This is a genomic window from Serinibacter salmoneus (genome assembly GCF_002563925.1).
GTDB lineage: Bacteria > Actinomycetota > Actinomycetes > Actinomycetales > Beutenbergiaceae > Serinibacter > Serinibacter salmoneus.
This window is the reverse complement of sequence record NZ_PDJD01000001.1, coordinates 2,679,294-2,694,223: the sequence shown is the minus strand read 5'-3', so window position 1 is coordinate 2,694,223 and position 14,930 is coordinate 2,679,294. Positions and strand designations below refer to the sequence as shown.

The window sequence follows — 14,930 nt, the reverse complement described above, 5'->3', positions numbered from 1 at the left end:
GGTCGACACGAGATACCTAGGAGAGATGGTCCATGCCAGCAGTCGTCGTCGTCGGAGCCCAGTGGGGAGACGAGGGCAAGGGGAAGGCCACCGACCAGTTCGGTTCCGAGGTCGACTACGTGGTGAAGTTCAACGGCGGGAACAACGCCGGCCACACGGTCGTCATCGGTGAGGAGAAGTACGCCCTCCACCTGCTCCCCTCCGGCATCCTCAGCCCCGGCGTGACGCCGGTGATCGGCAACGGTGTGGTCGTGGACCTGGAGGTGCTCTTCGAGGAGCTGGACGACCTCAATGCCCGCGGCGTGGACACCTCCAGGCTGTTGGTGAGCGCGAATGCGCACGTCATCCCGCCCTACAACCGCACCCTGGACAAGGTCACCGAGCGCTTCCTCGGCAAGCGCCAGATCGGCACCACCGGGCGTGGCATCGGGCCCACGTACGCGGACAAGATGAACCGCGTCGGCATCCGCATCCAGGACCTCTACGACGAGAAGATCCTCGCGGAGAAGATCGAGGGCGCCCTGGACCTGAAGAACCAGATCCTGCTCAAGGTCTACAACCGCCGCGCCGTCTCCCTGGAGGAGACGATGGAGTCGCTGCTGACCTGGGCGGACCGGCTCAAGCCGATGGTCGCCGACACCACCCTGGTGCTCAACCAGGCGCTGGACGCCGGCAAGACCCTGCTGTTCGAGGCGGGCCAGGCGACGATGCTCGACGTGGACCACGGCACCTACCCGTTCGTCACCTCCTCCTCGGCCACCGCCGCGGGGGCGTGCACCGGCTCGGGCATCGGCCCCACCCGGATCGACTCGGTGGTCGGGGTCATCAAGGCCTACACCACACGCGTGGGGGAGGGGCCCTTCCCCACCGAGCTGTTCGACGACATGGGCGCCTACCTGCAGAAGACCGGCGGGGAGTTCGGCGTCACCACCGGCCGCGCCCGCCGCTGCGGGTGGTACGACGCGGTGATCGCCCGCTATGCCTCCCGCGTCAACGGGCTCACCGACCTCGTGCTGACCAAGTTGGACGTGCTGACCGGCCTGGAGAAGGTGCCGGTCTGCGTGGCCTACGAGGTGGACGGGGTGCGCTACGACGAGATGCCCGCCGATCAGTCCGCCTTCCACCACGCCACCCCGGTGTATGAGTACCTCGAGGGCTGGTGGGAGGACATCACCGGCGCCCGCACGTTCGAGGAGCTCCCCGTGAACGCGCGGCGGTACGTGGAGCACCTCGAGGCGATCTCCGGCACCCGGATCTCGGCCATCGGCGTGGGGCCGCAGCGTGAGGCGACGATCGCGCGGCACGCCATCCTCGGCTGACGCGAGGCATTCCTGCAGGTACCGCGAGGTGGTTGCGCAGGCGTGCGGTGTGACCTGGGCCCTTCAACCCACCACGTCGGGCCGATGTGCGCCACGATAGGGGCGTGCCCCCCACCTCCACGGCCACTGCCGCACGCCCCGGCCTGACCGGCGCCTTCGACCGCTACTTCTCCATCACCGAGCGTGGCTCCACGATCGGCCGCGAGGTCCGTGGCGGCCTCGTGACGTTCTTCGCGATGAGCTACATCATCGTGCTGAACCCGATCATCCTGGGGACCGTGCCGGACGGCACCGGCGCCTTCATCGGCGGCTCCGAGGCCGACGCCACCGCCCGGGTGGCGGCCGCCACCGCTCTCGTGGCAGGCGTGATGTCCGTCCTGGTCGGCGTCGTCGCCCGCTTCCCGCTGGCGATGGCCGCGGGTCTGGGCCTGAACGCCGTCGTGGCCTACTCGATCGCCGCCCTGCCGGAGGTGACCTGGGCCGATGCCATGGGCATCGTGGTGCTCGAGGGGCTGATCCTGCTCGTGCTGGTCGCCACCGGCTTCCGCCAGGCGGTGTTCTCCGCGGTGCCCCGGGAACTGAAGACCGCCATCAGCGTGGGCATCGGGCTGTTCATCGCCTTCATCGGTGTGGTCAACGCGGGCTTCGTGCGCCCCGGCGGCGGCACCCCGGTGACCCTGGGGATCGACGGTTCGCTCGCCAGTTGGCCGCTGCTGGTGTTCGTGGTCGGCCTGATGACGGCGATCGTGCTGTGGATCCGGCAGGTGCGCGGCGCGCTGCTGATCTCCATCGTGGCGGCCACCGTGCTCGCGTTCCTCATCGAGGCCTTCGGTCACGTGTCCGACGGCGACGCCACCGGCTGGGCGAGCAACCTCCCCGTCGTCCCGGCCTCCCTCGTGCAGGCGCCCGACCTGTCCCTGCTCGGCCAGTTCTCGCTGCTCGGCTCGGTGGAGAAGATCGGGTTCTTCACGGTGGTGCTGCTCGCGTTCACCCTTCTGCTCGCGGACTTCTTCGACACGATGGGCACGATGGTCGCGGTCGGGGCGCAGGGTGGACTGCTGGATGCCGAGGGGAACCCGCCCCGCACCAAGCAGATCCTCATCGTCGACTCCATCGGCGCGATCGCCGGTGGCGCCGGGTCGGTGAGCTCGAACACGGCCTACATCGAGTCCTCCGCGGGGGTCGGTGAGGGCGCGCGCACCGGCCTGGCCTCCGTGGTCACCGGGGCCGCGTTCCTGCTGGCCACGTTCTTCGCGCCGGTGGTGAACATGGTCCCCGCCGAGGCGGCCACACCGGTGCTCGTGCTCGTCGGGTTCATGATGATGTCGCAGATCAGCGGTATCGACTGGCGGAATCTGGAGGCCGCGATCCCGGCCTTCCTGGTGATCGTGATGATGCCGTTCACCTACTCCATCACCGACGGCATCGGTGCCGGCTTCGTGGCGTTCGTGCTCATCAAGGTCTTCATGGGCAAGGCCCGGCAGGTGCACCCGCTGATGTGGGTCGTCTCGATCCTGTTCATCGTGTACTTCCTGCGCGGGCCGATACAGTCGTTGGTGGGCTGAGGAGGCCACCGTGACCGATACCCCCCTGCATCCGGCCGTCCACCTCGAGCGTGAGGTGAAGGTACAGCTGCCGAACGACGCCGATCTCGCGCCCCGGCTGCATGCCCTGCTCGAGAGCGACGGATCGGCGCGCGAACTGCGATTCCGCGCGGGCAGCGACCTGGACCTGACGGCCGTCTACGTCGACACCCGCGACGCGCGCCTGGCGCGCTGGGGCGTCACGCTGCGCCGACGCACGGGGGGACCGGACACCGGGTGGCAACTGAAACTGCCAGCCTCCCTGGAGCCCTCCGCAGCGCGGTCCGGGGTCTCCGAGCGCCTGGAACTGCACGCCCCGCTGGAGGCGCCGGTTCCCGAGAGCGACCTGGAGGGTACCGCTGCCGACGTCCTGGCCCGGGTCGGCGGCGTTCCCCTGGCGCTCGGGGAGATCACCGCCGCGCTGCTGCGCGATGCGGACCTCGTGCCGATGGGCCTGGTCCGCACCCACCGTCGCCGCTGGGAGGTCACCCGCTCGCTGCCGGACGGTGGCGCCGAGGCCGTGGCCGAGCTCGTGCAGGACTCCGTGACGGCCTGGGATTCCCGCGGCGTCCTCACCGAGGCGTTCCGCGAGGTGGAGGTGGAGGCGCTCACCGACGACGACGGAGTTCCCCTCCCCGGGTCGCGCAAGGCACTGAAGCGGCTCACTCGGGCGTTCGCGGAACTCGGGGCGACTCCCAGCGCCAGCGGCAAGGGGGCGCGGGCGCTCGGCGAGGTGGCTACCGGGCCGGCCGATGTGGTGGTCCACGAGGTCACCCCGGACTCCCCGGCGCGGGAGGTGCTGGCTGCCGCCATCGCCACCCACGTGCGCGCCCTGCTGCTGGCCGATGTGGGCGTGCGGCGCGGCGAACGGGAGGCCGTGCATCGATTCCGGGTGTCCGAGCGGCGGCTGCGCAGTGTGCTGCGGACCTGGGCGCCGCTGCTGGAGGCGCAGTGGTGCGAGCACTTGGTCGCTGAACTCGTCTGGATCGGTGGGGAGTTCGGTCCCGCTCGGGACGGGCAGGTGCAGCGCGACCTGCTGGGCGCCGACCTCGAGCGCCTCGAGGAGACCGTGGCGTGGCCGCAGGCCGCCGGCGAGATCCGGGACGCGCTTGCTGCGCGCGAGTCGAGGGGACTGGAGCGGGGACTGCGCGCGATGCGCAGTGCCCGCTACACCGCTCTGCTGCACGCGCTGGTCGCCGCGGCCGCTGCACCCGCGCTCGACGACGACACGGCGCAGGCCGCGCAGTCAGATGGCGGGGTGCTCGTCCCGCTCGTGGAGGACCGGGTGTCGCAGCTGCGCTCCGCGCTGCGTGACCTCGATGCGGACAGCGGTGAGGGTTGGCACCGGGCCCGGATCCGCGCGAAGGGTGCTCGGTATGCCGTCGACGTGCTGGTGCAGGCCGGGGTCTCCCGGGCACGCAAGCCCGCCCGCCGCCTGGCGCGGATCACCGACGCGCTCGGTGACGTCCAGGACGATGCGGTCGGGCTCGAGGCGCTGCGGGAACTGGCGGGCGAGGTGACCAGCACGCAGGCGGGCTTCCTGCTCGGGCTGCTCGACGCCGTCGTGCGCACTCGGGCGAAGCGCCACCGGGCGAGGGTCCTCGCCAGGTGCGGGGCCTGGCGCCGCGAGCTGCGCCGTCGACTCCTCTGATCCCGCCTGATCCGGCTCGATTCGATCCGGTCAGGCGGCGCGTGCCACCGCGGCGGTCAGCGCCTCACGCACCGTGCTCGGCCGCACCCGCCAGGCCACCTGCGCGATCGCGAGCAGCGAGATCGCCACGGCCGCGAGGAACGTGGCGGGCAGCCCCCACAGTTCGGCGATGAGGCCGCCGAGGACGGCGCCGAGCGGCATCATCCCGAAGGCCAGGGTCCGGCCGGCGCCCCCCACGCGCCCCAGCAGCGAGCGCGGCACGAGGCGCTGGCGCAGGGACTGCGAGACGACGTTGCCGATCGCGTTCAGCGCGCCGATCGCGGCGAAGGCGACCAGCAGCGCCGGGAGTCCGGTCAGCACGATCGGGGTGAGAAGCAGCAGCGTGTTGACGGTCAGGGTGACCACGATCGTGCGGATCTCCCCGAGCGCATCCTGCACGCGCTGGGCGAGGAACGACCCCGCCACGGCGCCCGCCGCGAAGCCCAGCATCAGGAACGGGAACTGTGCCTCGCTCAGCCCGATGTGGGAGGCGGGGCCCACCGCCCAGAGCACGAACACGGCCATGTACCCCGTGGAGGCGGCGTTCAGCACCGCGGCGTTGATCGTCAGCGGGCGAAGCACCGGGTGGCGCCAGAGGAAGGCCAGGCCCTCGCGGACCTCGGCGCCGGCGGCCGCCATGCGGGTGGTGGCACTCGGGGTGGGGGAGCCAGCGTCGCCGCCTGTGGGGGCGGCGGGTGCCGCTGTGACGCTCCCGGGGGGCGCCCGGTGCGGGGTGGACGCGTGGCGGAAGGAGCCGCGCAGGCCGACGAGGAGGACGAGTGCCGCGAGCGCCGCGAGGGCGCCGGCCGCTCCCAGCCCCCACGCGGCGCCGACCACGAGCAGGGCCGCCGCCAGGGGTGCGCCGAGGAAGCCGTTGGTGACCTGCTGCACGGCGATGACGCGGCCGTTGGCGGCCGGCAGCCGCTCGGCCGGCACCAGGTCGGGCAGGATCGAGGTCGCGCCGAGGTCGGCGAGCACCTCCGTGGCGCCGTAGAGGAGGGCGACGATCAGCAGGATCGGCATCGTGAGGAGGTCCTGGGCCGCCAGCAGCGCGGCGGTGCCCAGCAGGGCGGCGCGGGCGAGCAGCGCGAACACCTGGATGCGGCGACGGTCCGCACGGTCCACCAGCACCCCCGCGGCGATCCCCAGCAGCAGCCACGGCAGCCAGGTCGCGGCGCTGAGCAGGGAGACCTGCGCGGGGGAGGTGGTCAACCCGATGGCGATGAGAGGAACCAGCGCCGCGAGCACCCCGTCGCCGAGGTTCGCGGCGCCGGTGGAGGTGAGCTGGGCGGCGAACGGGCGGCCCAGGGCGCGAGCGGGTGCCGGTGTCGCGGTCGGCGCTGGTGTCGGTGTCGGTGTGGGTGTCGAGGGCGAGACCGGGACGGGCCCGGGATCGGGCGTGGACGATCCGGGCGATGCGGCGAGGTGTGCAGACATGGGCGTCTCGGTTCTCTACGCTGGTGGTGCAGAGGGAACTCTGCAAAGAAACCTATGCAAAGGTAACTCTGCACATGACGGATGGCAAGGCTCCGACCTCGATCGGCCCCGCGGCTCTGAAGGCGTTCGCCCACCCGCTGCGGATGCGGCTGTATGGCGAACTGGTCAACCGCGGCGCCGCGACCGCGAGCCAGCTCGGCCGCGCCCTGGGGGAGAGCAGCGGTCAGACGAGCTACCACCTGCGGCAGCTCGAGAAGCACGGTTTCGTCGAGGACGACCCCGGCCACGGCGGCGGGCGTGAACGGTGGTGGCGGGCCCGGGGTTTCGCCCTCAGCGAGCCGGAACTGATCCGTGACCCGGCGACCTCGGCTGCGGCGCTCGCCGTGATGCATCAGGCCGTGGCGGACCGCACCTCCACGCTCGCTGCCTGGCTCGGCTCCATCGACCCCGCGCAGGTCAACGCGATGCCCGGCTTCCTCAGCTCCACCACCCTCTGGCTGACCGAACAGGAGGCCGAGACCCTGGCCGAGGAACTCTCGGCGGTCTTCGAGCGGGCGGTCTCTCCTTATCGCGGGCGTGAGGCTGCGCCACCGGCGGGCTCCGGCCGGGTGCGGCTGCACCTGGATGTGCTCCCGCTGCCCCGCACCGCCGAGTAGCGGCCTCGCCGAGCGTGCGGTTGCGCACGTCTCGACCCTCGCCGAGCGTGCGGTTGCGCAGGGGCCGAACGAGCGCAGCCTGCGTAGGCACCCGTTCGGCGAGGAGGGGGTAGCGCCGAGCGGGTCCTTGCGCAGAGGCTGTGCGCGGAAATCGTGCGCATCTCATCGTTCGGCGAGGGTGGGGTGAACGGTGGGGTGCTCGCTAGGCTGGTGACCCGTGAAGATCCTCCTGGTCGGCTCCGGCGCCCGTGAACACGCCCTCGCTCGCTCCCTGGCCCAGGCCGGCGCGGACCTCGTGGTCGCCCCCGGCAATCCCGGCACCGCCGCGATCGCCGAGAACCGCCCCGTCGCAGCCACCGACCCCGAGGCCGTGACAGCCCTCGCCCGCGAGGTCGGCGCGGCCCTGGTCGTGGTGGGGCCCGAGGCGCCCCTGGTGGCCGGTGTGGCCGACGCCGTGCGCGCCGCCGGCATCCCGGTCTTCGGCCCCGACGCCGACGCCGCGCACCTGGAGGGCTCCAAGGCGTTCGCCAAGGAGATCATGGCCGCCGCGCAGGTCCCCACCGCGAAGGCCCACGTCTGCGCCACCCGCGACGAGGTGGAGGCCGCCATCGACGACTTCGGCCCGCCCTACGTCATCAAGGACGACGGGCTGGCCGCCGGCAAGGGCGTCGTCGTCACCGAGGACCGCGAGGAGGCCCTGGCGCACGCCTCCTCCTGCCTGGCCAAGGTGGACGGCCGCGTTGTGGTCGAGGAGTTCCTCGACGGCCCCGAGGTGTCCCTGTTCTGCCTCTCCGACGGCGCCGCCGTGCTCCCGCTCGCGCCCGCCCAGGACTTCAAGCGCATCGGCGAGGGCGACACCGGCCTCAACACCGGCGGCATGGGCGCCTACTCGCCGCTGGAGTGGGCCCCGCAGGACCTGGTGCGCGACGTCGTCGCCCGCGTGGCCCAGCCCACTATCGACGAGCTCGCCCGCCGCGGCACCCCGTTCGTCGGGCTGCTGTACTGCGGTCTCGCGCTGACCAGCCGCGGGCTGCGCGTCATCGAGTTCAACGCGCGGTTCGGCGACCCGGAGACCCAGGTGGTGCTCGCCCGGCTGCGCACCCCGCTGGACGAGGTGCTGCTCGCCGCCGCCACCGGCACCCTGGCGGGCGTCGAGCTCGAGTGGGACGACGGCGCCGCCACCACCGTGGTGATCGCCGCCCCCGGCTACCCCGCCTCCGCGACGACCGGCGGCGAGATCGCCGGCATCGAGGACGCCGAGGCCGTGGACGGCGCCTGGGTGCTGCACGCCGGCACTGCGCTGGACGCCGAGGGTCGGCTCGTCAGTGCCGGCGGCCGGGTGCTCTCCGTGGTGGGCACAGGTCCCGACCTGGCCGCGGCCCGCGCCACCGCATACGCCGCCGCCGCCCGGATCTCCCTCGACGGTGCGCAACTGCGCACCGACATCGCCGCGGCGGCCGAGCGCGGCGAGGTCACCGTCCCGCCGCAGCGCTAGCGACTACGAACGTCGCCCCGCTCGCTCCGCGAAGTCGTCCAGTGCCTCGAGGACCTCGGGTGCATGCCACACGCGGTTGCGACGCCGACCCACCACGCTGGGCAGCAGGATCCCGGCCTCCGTCATGGTCTGGATCGCTCCGGCCGCCGAGGTGTAGGCCACCTGGAGGTGCTGCTGCAGGTAGGGAACGTCGAGCACTGGCTGCGCGATGACCAGGTCCAGCGCGCGCCACACGGAGGCGCCGGCCCTCGCCGTGACCCGAGCCTTCCAATCAGACCGGAGTCGGCGAAGGTCGTCCAGGAGCCTCCGACCGTTGCTGATCGCGGTTTCGGCCGACCTCACAAAGATTTCGACAATCGGCTCGATCCGGCCCTGGCGGAAGGCATCCAGGGCCGCGAAGTAGGCACCGGTGTCGGTGAGTATCCCGGCACTGATGGGGACCGTGACACGGCGAGTGATGCCCGACCGTCGCAGCATCGCGTGTGCCAGTGCGCGTCCCGTGCGCCCGTTGCCGTCGACGAATGGGTGGACGGTCTCGAACTGGGCGTGGGCGACGGCCACGTGGGTGAGGGCCGGCACGTCACGCCTCGCGCAGAAGGCGGCGAGGTCGTTCATGGCGAGGGGGACGTACTCGGGTGGCGGGGGGACGAACGCGGCCTCGGTCGGTGCCCGGCCGCCGACCCACACCTGCTCCTCCCGCCAGGCGCCCGGTCTGGCGTCACGGTGGCCGTCCAGGAGTGCCGCGTGCATGGCCAGGATCGCGCCGGAGTCGGGTCGTTCGGCCAGATCGAGCGCCGCACGCATGGCCGCCACATTGCCCGCGACCGTTCGAGCGTTCTTGCTTGCCTCGCTGCCGGCCCCGGGCAGCTCGGCGAGGGCCAGTTGGCGCGCGCCGGCGGTGAGGTGCTCGATCTGAGAGGACGCTGCCGACTCCGATCGGAGCAGGACCGAGGCCATGGGTGCGAACTCGGCGGTTCCCATGACGTCGGCGGCCTCGGCGTCGAAGTGCGCCATCTCCACGCTCGCCTGCTCAGCGTCCGCGGCGACACCTGCCGACACGTCCGGATCCAGGCCAGCGATCTGCGGTGGGATCCCGGCCTGGTACGGGCCGGTCAGTTGTTGCGTGGCCCGACGGGAGAGCGTGCCCTCCGCCGGGATCCACACGCACTCCTCGTGGCGCAGGCTCGGCCACGTGGAGCGGTTCGCTGGGGAGTGTCCCATCCTGGAATAGTACCGCGCGGTGTTTGCGGATAGTAACCTAAACACTAATAACGGCGGGCGTTGTTTGCGGTTGCGGCCCCGGGTGTGGACGGCCGAGGCAGCTGTCCGTGCCGCTCAGGTGCCGCTCGGGTGCCGCTCGACCCCGCTACGCGCTGGGGGCGTGTCGATCCAGGAACGCGTACAGCTCGGCGTCGTCCACGCCGGGGAACGTCCCCGACGGCAGCGGCCGCAGCACCTGGGCGTGCACCTGCGCGCTCGGCCAGGAGTGCTCCGCCCACCGCTGTGCCAGCTCGGTCGCGGGGCGGCGGCAGCAGGAGGCGTCCGGGCAGCGCGAGGTGGTCCGCACGTGCGTCTCCCGGCCCCGGAACCACTTGGCGTGGGCGAACGGCACGCCGACCGTGATCGAGAACTCCTTCCCAGCCGCCACTCGCGGGCCCGCCAGCGACCCGGTGCCCGCCCCCGGTCCCGAGCCCGTGCCGGTCTGGGTGGAGGTAAAGAACGTGCCCTCCGGGGTGTCGGTGTACTGGTGGTACTCCGTGGTGCGGTCCCGGCGGTCGAACGCCTGACGCGCCGCCCAGTACCGGCACACGACCTGCCCCTCGATCGCGCCGGTGGAGTCCTGGGGGAAGACGACGCCGTCGTTGCTCCAGCCGCGCACCAGAGCGCCGTCGCCGTCCGCCCACACGAGGTGGACCGGCAGGTCCAGGTGGCTGGTGGCGAGATTGGTGAAGCGCTGGGCGGCGAACTGGTGGGTCACCCCGAAGGCGTCGCGGAAGTCCTCGATCGCGAGGTCCTTCTCCCGTTTGGCGGTCTCCAGGAACGGCACCGCGGCCGAGCGCGGCACGAGGGCGGCGGCCGCGAAGTAGGTGATCTCGAGGCGCTGGCGCAGGAAGTCCGCGTACGAACTCGGCCGGGAATGGCCGAGTAGCCGGTGCGCCAGCGCCTGCAGCGCGAGTGAGCGCAACCCGTGCCCGCCGGGGATGGAGGCGGGTGGCAGGTAGATGCGGCCGTTGCGCAGGTCCGTCACGGTGCGGGTGGAGGCGGGCAGATCGGCGGTGTGGATGATCGTGAAGCCGAGCGAGGCCGCCAACTTCGCGACGGTCCGGTGGGTGACGGCGCCGTGGTCGTACCCGGCGTCACGGATGGCGCGTTCGGCGATCTCCTCCAGCTCGGGCACGTAGTTGTCGATGCGCTGCATGTGCAGCCGCAGCTCGGTGTTGGCGCGGCGCGCCTCCTCGGGGGTCGCCACGGACTCCCGGTCCCGCCGGTCCAGCTCGTCGTGCAGGGCGACGAGCGAGGCGAGGACGTCCGTGGGCACGGACTTGGTGGGGTGCACCTCGGGGGCACCCAGTGCCCGATAGGTGGAGGAGCGCTGGGCGCGCGCGAGCGCGATCTCGAGTTGCGCGCGCCGGTCCGGCGGCGGCTCGTCGGTCAGCAGGTCGCCGGCGCTCGTGCCGAGGGCACCGGCGATGGCCTGCAGCAGGGTGAGCCGCGGTTCGCGGCGCCCGTTCTCGATGTGGGAGAGCTGGGCCGCCGAGGTGCCGACCCGCTCCGCGAGCTGCGCCAGGGTCAGGTCCGCGCGCGTGCGCGCGTGCCGGATCCGCCGACCCAGGGTGAGGGAGTCCGGGCGCTCGGACTCCTCGGCGGCGCGGGACGGTGGGTCGATGTATCGGGCGGGCGAGGAGGCCATGGTGTGACCATACGGCAACTATGACCAAAGTTGCATGGCTATCTCGACGCAACTGTGAGTCATCCGGGTGCACGCTGGAGATACGCACCCGATCTGCTAGGAGACATCGTGGCCATTGCGCTCGAGCACCCGACCGACGTACCCGGCGACGACGCCGCGGCCCACACCGCCGCGGGCGCCGGTGAGATCCCCGTCCACGGCACCCCGTCCACCCGCGCCGACGTGGTCGGGTGGGTCGCCGAGACCGCCGAGCGCACCCGCCCCGACCGCATCGTGTGGGTCGATGGGAGCGAGGAGGAGAACACGGCGCTCCTGGAGGAGATGGTCGAGGCGGGGAACCTGATCCGGCTCAATCCACGGCTGCGCCCGAACTCCTATCTCGCACGGTCGGTGCCGAGCGACGTGGCTCGGGTGGAAGCACGCACCTTCGTGTGCACCCGCACCGAGGCGGAGGCCGGTCCCACGAACAACTGGCGCGCCCCCCACGAGTTGCGGGCCACCCTGGCCGAGTTGTTCACCGGGGCCATGAGCGGCCGCACCATGTACGTGGTGCCCTTCGCCATGGGCCCACTCGACTCGCCGCTGGCGCGGTTCGGTATCGAGATCACCGACTCCCCGTACGTGGTCGCCAGCATGCGCATCATGACCCGGATGGGGGCCGGCGCGTTGGCCCGGATCGACGACGGCGCCGAGTGGGTGCGTGCGCTGCACTCGGTGGGAGCGCCGCTGCGCCCGGGGCAGAGCGACGTGCCGTGGCCGTGCAGTTCGGAGAAGTACATCGCTCACTTCCCCCAGGACCGCGAGATCATCAGTTACGGCTCCGGCTACGGTGGCAATGCCCTGCTGGGCAAGAAGTGCTTCGCCCTGCGGATCGCCTCCGCGATCGGGCGGGACGAGGGCTGGCTGGCCGAGCACATGCTCCTGATCCGGGCCACCTCGCCGCAGGGCCGTGCCATGCACCTGGCGGCCGCCTTCCCCTCGGCGTGCGGGAAGACGAACCTCGCGATGCTGCAGCCCACGATCCCTGGCTGGCGGGTGGAGACCCTGGGGGACGACATCGTCTGGGCCGCCCCGCGCGAGGACGAGGCGGGCACCACGCGACTGTTCGCGATCAACCCCGAGGCGGGCTTCTTCGGCGTCGCCCCCGGTACCGGCTGGAAGACCAATCCGGCCGCGATGGAGACGATGCGCAGCAACACCATCTTCACCAACGTGGCCCTCACCGACGACGGCGACGTGTGGTGGGAGGGGATGACGGAGGAAACCCCCGCGCATCTGGTGGACTGGCAGGGCCGGGACTGGACTCCCGAGGCGGGTCGCCCGGCCGCCCACCCCAACGCCCGGTTCACGGTCGCCGCGGGGCAGTGCCCCACGATGGCGCCGGACTGGGAGGACCCCGGCGGCGTGCCCCTGGACGCCATCGTGTTCGGCGGCCGCCGCGCCACCACCGTGCCGCTCGTCCGCCAGGCCGAGTCCTGGACCGATGGGGTGCTGATGGGAGCCACCGTCTCCTCCGAGCGAACCGCCGCCGCGGAGGGCACAGTCGGGGAGTTGCGGCGCGATCCGTTCGCGATGCTCCCGTTCGGCGGCTACGCCCTGGGCGAGTACCTGCGGCACTGGATCCGCGTGGGGCAGGGACTCGGGGAGGGCGCACCGGCGGTCTTCGCCGTCAACTGGTTCCGCAAGGACGACCAGGGCCGATTCCTGTGGCCCGGCTTCGGGGAGAACTCCCGGGTGATCGCCTGGATCGCGCAGCGCGTGGCTGGGCGCGGCGGCGGTGCCTCGACGGCGATCGGCACCGTGCCGCGGGCCGCGGACCTGGAACTGGACGGCCTGGACCTGCCCGAGGAAGTCGTGACGCAGCTGCTCCGGGTGGACCCCGAGGCCTGGCGGATCGAGTTGGACAGGGCCGAGGGCTATCTCGAGGCAGTGGGGGCGCCGACCGCGGTGATGGCTGCGCTGCGGCGCGAGCGCGCCGCCCTCCGCGGTATCGACGGGTGAGGCGGCACCGACGGGTGAGGCGGTCCTGACGCGGTCGATGCGTCGATTCCCAGAGGCCTGCTGCGCCGTCGGGCAGTCGCGGCCTGACCGGGCCCGCTCCCGTGCAGCGGGCCGGGCATCCCATCATGTGGGACGCCCGGCTCGCTGCGGCGCCGCATTCGGCGGCTGATTAGCGTCGCGGTCAATCGCCCGACGGGGGCGCCGACGCCGCAAGGGAGCCAACCGTGTCCGAGTCCATCACCGGGTCCGCCGCCGGACCCACGGCCGGGACCCCCGGCCCGCAGTCCGTGCCCAGCCGCATCGTCCGGGAGCCGTTGAGGTTCGCCTACTGGGTGCCCAACGTCTCCGGGGGGCTGGTGGTCTCCACCGTGGAGCAGCGCACCGGGTGGGACCTGGACTACAACGTGCGCTTGGCCCGCAAGGCGGAGGAGGTCGGCTTCGAGTACGCCCTCAGCCAGGTGCGCTACCTCTCCTCCTACGGCGCCGCTCAGCAGCACGAGTCCACCTCCACCTCGCTCGCTCTGCTGCTGGCCACCGAGAAGCTCAAGGTGATCGCCGCCGTCCACCCGGGGCTGTGGGAGCCCGCGGTGCTGGCGAAGTTCATCAACACTGCCGACCAGTTCTCCGGTGGCCGGGCCGCGGTGAACGTGGTCTCCGGCTGGTTCAAGGACGAGTACACCCGCCTCGGCCTGCCGTGGCTGGAGCACGACGAGCGCTACCGTCGCTCCGCGGAGTTCATCGAGGTGCTCCGCGCGCTGTGGACGCAGGAGAACGTGCAGTTCCACGGGGACTTCTACCGGGTCAACGACTTCACCCTGCGGCCCGGCCCCGTGCCGGTGCCGGGCCGGCCGCATCCGGAGATCTTCCAGGGCGGCAACTCCACCGCGGCTCGGCGCAACGGCGGCGCGCACGCCGACTGGTACTTCTCCAACGGCAAGGACTTCGACGGGTTCACCGAGCAGTACGACGATGTCACTCGGGTGGCGCTGGAGCATGGCCGGACGGTGCGGTTCGGGCTCAACGGCTTCGCGATCGTCCGCGACACCCAGGCCGAGGCGGAGGACCAACTGCGCGAGATCGTCGCGAACGCCGACACTGCATCGGTGAAGGCGTTCCGCGACTCCGTGCAGCAGGCCGGCGCCTCCACTGCGGACAAGAAGGGAATGTGGGCGGACTCCACGCTGGAGGACCTGGTGCAGTACAACGACGGCTTCCGCACCCGTCTCATCGGCGACCCGGAGCAGGTGGCGCGCCGCATCATCGAGTACAAGAAGCGCGGCGTGAACCTGCTGCTCCTGGGCTTCCTGCACCTTCTGGAGGAGGTCGAGGCATTCGGCACCCGGGTGCTGCCGATCGTGCGCGACCTGGAGGCGGACCTCGAGCGGGACATCGCCCGCCGCGGGGAGCGGGAGGTGCTCACGGGCTCCTGATCGGGTGCCTGCCATGCGGCGGAGCGCTCCGCCGCACGGCCGAGGCGAGGTTCCGCCGCGCGGTGGAGGCGGCGCCGTCGGCCCGGTTCATAGGCTCCTACCAGGAGGGCTCGCCCGGAGCCCCGACCGCAGGAGGCCGCGATGACCAGCACCGTCAGCACCACCGCCAGCACTGCCAGCACCGCCGTTGCCAAGGCGGCGGTGAGCCGCGCATGGCAGACGCGCATCCTCATCGTCGGCGGCACGCTCGGCCTGCTCGCCATGGTGGCGCTGTTCGTGGCGGGGATCCTCACCTCCACCCCCGGGATGACGGTCGCCAGTTCCTCCGGGTTCGCGGCGCTCGCCGGCTCGCTGACCACGGCGTTCGTGGTGGTGCGGCGACAGGCCGCGGCCGCAGGCGCGGCCTGA

11 protein-coding genes are annotated in these 14,930 nt (G+C 72.1%); 8 read left to right on the top strand and 3 right to left on the bottom strand.

Annotated elements, in window-relative coordinates:
• The first annotated feature begins 32 nt into the window (after window positions 1-32).
• The 3 genes from ATL40_RS12000 (at window position 33) to ATL40_RS11990 (ending at window position 4,553) form a co-directional block, all read left to right on the top strand.
• Window positions 33-1,319, top strand: coding sequence for an adenylosuccinate synthase (locus ATL40_RS12000; protein WP_098469742.1), 1,287 nt, complete (start codon window positions 33-35; stop codon window positions 1,317-1,319).
• Window positions 1,320-1,423: 104 nt separating this feature from the next.
• Window positions 1,424-2,884 (top strand): NCS2 family permease, encoded by a 1,461-nt coding sequence (locus tag ATL40_RS11995; protein WP_245867058.1) that lies wholly within the window; start codon window positions 1,424-1,426, stop codon window positions 2,882-2,884.
• A 10-nt stretch (window positions 2,885-2,894) separates the two neighbouring features.
• Window positions 2,895-4,553, top strand: coding sequence for a CYTH and CHAD domain-containing protein (locus ATL40_RS11990; RefSeq protein WP_098469740.1), 1,659 nt, complete (start codon window positions 2,895-2,897; stop codon window positions 4,551-4,553).
• A 30-nt stretch (window positions 4,554-4,583) separates the two neighbouring features.
• On the opposite strand, the gene ATL40_RS11985 is transcribed toward ATL40_RS11990, so the two are convergent.
• The gene (locus ATL40_RS11985; RefSeq protein WP_098469739.1) at window positions 4,584-6,029 is read right to left on the bottom strand and encodes an MFS transporter; all 1,446 of its coding nucleotides are present in this window, start codon (window positions 6,027-6,029) and stop codon (window positions 4,584-4,586) included.
• 74 nt (window positions 6,030-6,103) lie between these two features.
• On the opposite strand from ATL40_RS11985, the gene ATL40_RS11980 reads away from it, so the two are divergent.
• The gene (locus ATL40_RS11980) at window positions 6,104-6,685 is read left to right on the top strand and encodes a winged helix-turn-helix domain-containing protein (protein WP_098469738.1); all 582 of its coding nucleotides are present in this window, start codon (window positions 6,104-6,106) and stop codon (window positions 6,683-6,685) included.
• Between the two features lie 217 nt (window positions 6,686-6,902).
• On the top strand, window positions 6,903-8,180 hold the full coding sequence (gene purD / locus ATL40_RS11975; protein ID WP_098469737.1) for a phosphoribosylamine--glycine ligase: 1,278 nt from the start codon (window positions 6,903-6,905) through the stop codon (window positions 8,178-8,180).
• A 3-nt stretch (window positions 8,181-8,183) separates the two neighbouring features.
• Here purD and ATL40_RS11970 read toward each other — a convergent pair whose 3' ends face one another.
• Both ATL40_RS11970 and ATL40_RS11965 read right to left on the bottom strand, forming a co-directional pair.
• Window positions 8,184-9,401: a Fic family protein gene (locus ATL40_RS11970; protein WP_098469736.1), complete on the bottom strand. Its 1,218-nt coding sequence runs from the start codon at window positions 9,399-9,401 to the stop codon at window positions 8,184-8,186.
• Window positions 9,402-9,546: 145 nt separating this feature from the next.
• A complete protein-coding gene (locus tag ATL40_RS11965; RefSeq protein WP_098469735.1) occupies window positions 9,547-11,091 on the bottom strand; it encodes a helix-turn-helix domain-containing protein in 1,545 nt (514 codons plus the stop codon).
• Window positions 11,092-11,199: 108 nt separating this feature from the next.
• Here ATL40_RS11965 and ATL40_RS11960 point away from each other — a divergent pair, with 108 nt between their 5' ends.
• The 3 genes from ATL40_RS11960 to ATL40_RS11950 all read left to right on the top strand — a co-directional run bounded on the left by ATL40_RS11960 (window position 11,200) and on the right by ATL40_RS11950 (window position 14,930).
• The gene (locus ATL40_RS11960) at window positions 11,200-13,092 is read left to right on the top strand and encodes a phosphoenolpyruvate carboxykinase (GTP) (RefSeq protein WP_425443377.1); all 1,893 of its coding nucleotides are present in this window, start codon (window positions 11,200-11,202) and stop codon (window positions 13,090-13,092) included.
• Window positions 13,093-13,379: 287 nt separating this feature from the next.
• Complete coding sequence (sfnG, locus tag ATL40_RS11955) at window positions 13,380-14,522, top strand: dimethylsulfone monooxygenase SfnG (RefSeq protein WP_098470470.1); 1,143 nt, start codon at window positions 13,380-13,382, stop codon at window positions 14,520-14,522.
• A 141-nt stretch (window positions 14,523-14,663) separates the two neighbouring features.
• Window positions 14,664-14,930, top strand: coding sequence for a hypothetical protein (locus tag ATL40_RS11950; RefSeq protein ID WP_098469733.1), 267 nt, complete (start codon window positions 14,664-14,666; stop codon window positions 14,928-14,930).

Bases quoted from the DNA above. Each gene is read 5' to 3' on its own strand.
- ATL40_RS12000 (WP_098469742.1), top strand. From the start codon at position 33: ATGCCAGCAGTCGTCGTCGTCGGAGCCCAGTGGGGAGACGAGGGCAAG.
- ATL40_RS11985 (WP_098469739.1), bottom strand. From the start codon at position 6,029: ATGTCTGCACACCTCGCCGCATCGCCCGGATCGTCCACGCCCGATCCC.
- ATL40_RS11980 (WP_098469738.1), top strand. From the start codon at position 6,104: ATGACGGATGGCAAGGCTCCGACCTCGATCGGCCCCGCGGCTCTGAAG.
- ATL40_RS11970 (WP_098469736.1), bottom strand. From the start codon at position 9,401: ATGGGACACTCCCCAGCGAACCGCTCCACGTGGCCGAGCCTGCGCCAC.
- ATL40_RS11965 (WP_098469735.1), bottom strand. From the start codon at position 11,091: ATGGCCTCCTCGCCCGCCCGATACATCGACCCACCGTCCCGCGCCGCC.
- ATL40_RS11950 (WP_098469733.1), top strand. From the start codon at position 14,664: ATGACCAGCACCGTCAGCACCACCGCCAGCACTGCCAGCACCGCCGTT.